Source organism: Microbacterium sp. UBA3394 (assembly GCF_002358725.1).
Taxonomy (GTDB): Bacteria; Actinomycetota; Actinomycetes; order Actinomycetales; family Microbacteriaceae; genus Microbacterium; species Microbacterium luteum.
In genome coordinates this window covers 2,678-6,490 of the sequence record NZ_DEPK01000124.1, presented here as the reverse complement: position 1 = coordinate 6,490, position 3,813 = coordinate 2,678, and the positions used below count along the sequence as shown (strand labels likewise).

The 3,813-nt window shown below is 69.1% G+C and carries 3 protein-coding genes; 2 read left to right on the top strand and 1 reads right to left on the bottom strand.

All coding sequences use genetic code 11. The features are described from left to right. Positions 1-425: 425 nt before the first annotated feature. Positions 426-1,880, bottom strand: coding sequence for a helix-turn-helix domain-containing protein (locus B4E30_RS07675; protein ID WP_286794476.1), 1,455 nt, complete (start codon positions 1,878-1,880; stop codon positions 426-428). Positions 1,881-2,066: 186 nt separating this feature from the next. On the opposite strand from B4E30_RS07675, the gene solA reads away from it, so the two are divergent. Both solA and B4E30_RS07665 read left to right on the top strand, forming a co-directional pair. After that, on the top strand, positions 2,067-3,212 hold the full coding sequence (gene solA / locus B4E30_RS07670; protein ID WP_286794474.1) for an N-methyl-L-tryptophan oxidase: 1,146 nt from the start codon (positions 2,067-2,069) through the stop codon (positions 3,210-3,212). Positions 3,213-3,414: 202 nt separating this feature from the next. Beyond that, positions 3,415-3,813, top strand: a 399-nt coding sequence (locus tag B4E30_RS07665) for an AMP-binding protein (RefSeq protein WP_286794472.1), incomplete at its 3' end; no start/stop codon positions are given.

The window sequence follows — 3,813 nt, the reverse complement described above, 5'->3', positions numbered from 1 at the left end:
ATTCATGCGACAGCCTCTGCTCTGCTGGCACCACCACCGAACCCTCGAGACGAGCGGCTGGCAGATCCGGATACGAGATGGCGTTCCCGAGATCAAGGCGCCGTACTGGATCGACCCTGATCAACGCTGGCGACCGGCGACCACCTCACCCACCCGCCTCCGACAACGTCGAAGGCGTAGATAGACAACGTGGCGCGGACCTCAGTCGCTGTGCCGGCGATATCGTCGTGCCGGGCTCGCGGCCGGCGTCGACCACCTGCGAGGAAAATCACAAAAAGGTCTCGAAAAACCCTTCCCCTCGTTACCTTTCCGTTATAGAGTGTGAGCACGGTGATCGTTTTGCTGTGGCGGTCACCGGCATGTGATTGCAGGACACTCTTGGTGCAAGGGACAAGGGCCGGTCGGAAGCCTCTCCGACCGGCCCTTCACCGTGTCGGCACGGCTCCCCCGGGATGCTCTGCGCCGAAGCCCACGAGGATCGAGACCTCCGCGGCCATCGTGCGGACCGCGTCCGAAAGCTCCGCGACGCGAGGGCGCAGCTCATCCGACGCCCCCACGAGGCACGCTGCCGCGACGACCGCTCCGCTGGAATCCCGGATCGGCGCCGTGAACGCGGTCTGACCCGCCTCCTCGAAGGATTCCCGCGCCATCACGCCGTCCCTGCCGAGCAGGTGGACGCGTTGGAAGAACTCGGCCGACTCCCGCGCATCCACCCGTGCGGGAAGAAACGCGCCGATGTCGTCGTCGTCGAACGCGAGCATCAGCGCCGGCCCGCCGTCCGAGCTGAGGATGGGGCACGGTCGCCCGAGCCACGGCGTCATCTCCAAGCCGGGACCGATGTGACGCAACTCCTCCACCAGGGTGACCGACCGCATCCCACGCAGCACCGTGATGAAGGCGCACACGCCGGCGCGATCAGCCGTACGTGCGACGACCAGTGTTCCCTCGGCGACGAGCCTCGAAGCCAGCGCCGCCCGCTGCCACCCGTGGATCGACCACTCGAGGCTCACCAGCCCCTCGCCCTCCTCGATGCGGACCGCCCCGCTGCGTCGGCAGGTCTCCAGCAGACGTAGAGCGCGATCTCGACGGACCCCCGCCGCCCTGGCCAGCTCCGCGAGCGGCCGTGGCCCCGACGACAGCGCCCACAGCATGTCGAGCGTCGCCGCGAGGCTGGGGGCGGGCGGGGATGCCGGTGGGGAACTCATCGCCGCCGGCACCGACGGCGACGCAGTCTGACCTCGCGCGTCGACGACCCGTTCCACCGCGCGTCGCGCCTCGAGAACCGCCTTTCGCGCGACCGCGATGCCCTGTCTCGCCCGGTTCACCGGCAGGCGAACGGCGACAACGGCAAGCGCGTCGCCTCCCGGCGCCAGGATCGGCACGGCGATCTCGACGGACTTGCCGACCGTCATCTCGACGACACGTCCGCCGCCCGACGTCGCCTCGTCCTCAGATCCCGCTCGTGCGATCGCGCTCAGGCGGTCCACGACGAGCTCGCCGACCTCGGCAGGCGAGTGCAGCGTCCAGGGCGAAACGACCGCCCCGATCACCCTCATACCCTCGGGCGCGGGTGCCGCCAAGACCGCCGTCTCGCCCGTGCGATGGGCGATGCGGGTCAGTACGGTGCGGCAGACCCGGGCGTACGGTGACGACGCGCGTCCGGACAGGGCGAGGGCGACCTCGCCGACCTTGTAGGAGCCGTATGCGTCGCCGCGGGCGAGCAGACCCAGCCCGACCAGCTCCGCGCACAGTCGCGACACGCTGCTCAGCGGCATGGCGATCGTCCGTGCGATTTCGCCGGCGGCCAAGGGAAGGGTCGGATCCGCACGACCCGCGACCACCTGGAGAGCCTGCAGGCCTGCGGCAACTCGAGCGGTCATCCCGCCTCCCGACGCAATAACAGCAAACCTCACACCGACGGTTTGCACGTGGCGAGCACTGTAACACAGCCGCGAGACGCACTTCCCATAATGGCCACACTCGCTCGAGACCCCGCCGAACCGCCCTCTCACCAGGGCTGATCGTGGAGCCCACCGCCCGCTCGACCCCCAAGAAACGAGAGCCAAATGGAGAAATTCGACGTCGCCGTCGTCGGTATGGGAGCGCTCGGGAGCGCAACCGCCTACCACCTCGCCCGCAGAGGCGTGAGGACCATCGCGTTCGAGCAGTTCGAGCTCGGGCACGTGCGCGGCGCTTCGCACGACACCTCCCGCATCATCCGCACCTCGTACGGCTCACCCGAGTACGTGCGCCTGGCCCGGTCGTCGTACCGCGACTGGGCGGAACTCGAGGCGACGACGGGTGAGCAGCTCACCGTCATCACGGGCGGGCTCGTCTTCATCCCCTCCGACGGCCCGTTCGCGGCATCCCACTTCGCCGACAGCCTGACCGAGGTCGGCATCCCCTACGAACTCCTCACGCCCACGGAGGTCCGCGAGAGGTGGCCGCAATTCCGCTTGCCCGACGGTGTCGAGACGATCTGGACGCCCGACTCCGGCATCGTCCACGCTGCGCGATCCGTCGCGGCCCTGCAGATGCATGCCCGGGTCGGCGGGGCCGACATCCGCGACCGCACACCGGTGCTCGCGCTCGACCCGACCGGCGACGGCGTGATCGTACGCACGACGAAAGGCGACGTGCTCGCCGACAAGGTCGTCGTCACGGCGGATGCATGGACAAACACGCTCCTCGAGCCCCTCGGCGCCGCGATACCGCTCATCACCATGCAAGAGCAGGTGACGTACTTCAAGCCGGATGATGCCGCACCCTTCGACCGCGACCGCTTCCCCGTCTGGATCTGGGAGGACACCAGCTGCTTCTACGGCTTCCCGACCTACGGCGAGCCGACGATAAAGGCCGCCCGGGATCGCTCCGACAACCTCATGACACCCGACGAGCGCACCTTCGTGCCCTCACCCGAACTCCTCGCGCAGCTGACGGAGTTCATGGGTGCGACGATCCCCGCCAGCGGAGAGCCCCTGCGCACAGTCACGTGCCAGTACGCCATCACCCCAGACCGCAACTTCGTGATCGGTCCCCTGCCCGAGCATCCCGACATCCTCGTCGGGCTCGGTGCGGGGCACGCCTTCAAGTTCACCCCCACGATCGGCCGCATCCTCGCCGAGCTGGCCGTCGACGGCGAGACCGGTGACGACATCTCGACGTTCTCGGTCGCCACCGCCTCGCATCCCGCGGGCGGCGTCGGATTTTAGCGGTCGAGCGACGCGAAGGGAAAGCGCACGGCGGGATCGGTCGAGCCGCCTACGCTGAAGCTTCACACGACCTGTTCTCTCGCCCGACAGGACGAATCGCTCGCCGCCCGGCGCGATCCGCCCATCCGAACGACCCTGCGCTCCGAACTCTCCTCAGAGCGGGTCCTCCCCTATGCCCGCCGCCTCGACCCAGGAGACCACCATGAAGGAGCACTCCACCGCGCCGCTCGTCGACATCGACGATCACCGCAACGTCACCGACCTCTTGGTGCGCCGCGCCGCCGCCGACCCCGACCACGCGGCGTTCGACGTCGCCACCGGGGATCCCGACGCCCCGTGGCGCCAGGTGACCACGGCGGAGTACCTCGGCGAGGTGACCGCCCTGGCCAAGGGCCTCATCCACGCCGGCGTCGAGGCCGAGGACAGCGTCGCGATCATGGCTCCGACGCGATACGAATGGGCCGTCGCCGACCTCGCGGCGTGGTTCGCCGGTGCCGTGGTCGTGCCCGTCTACGACACGTCGTCCCCCGAACAGGTCGAGGCCATCATCGCCGACGCGCAGGTCACCCTCGCGATCGGCGGCGGCGAGCGCCAGGCATCG

Coding starts and splice junctions, on each gene's coding strand:
- solA (WP_286794474.1), top strand. CDS start 2,067: ATGGAGAAATTCGACGTCGCCGTCGTCGGTATGGGAGCGCTCGGGAGC.
- B4E30_RS07675 (WP_286794476.1), bottom strand. CDS start 1,880: ATGACCGCTCGAGTTGCCGCAGGCCTGCAGGCTCTCCAGGTGGTCGCG.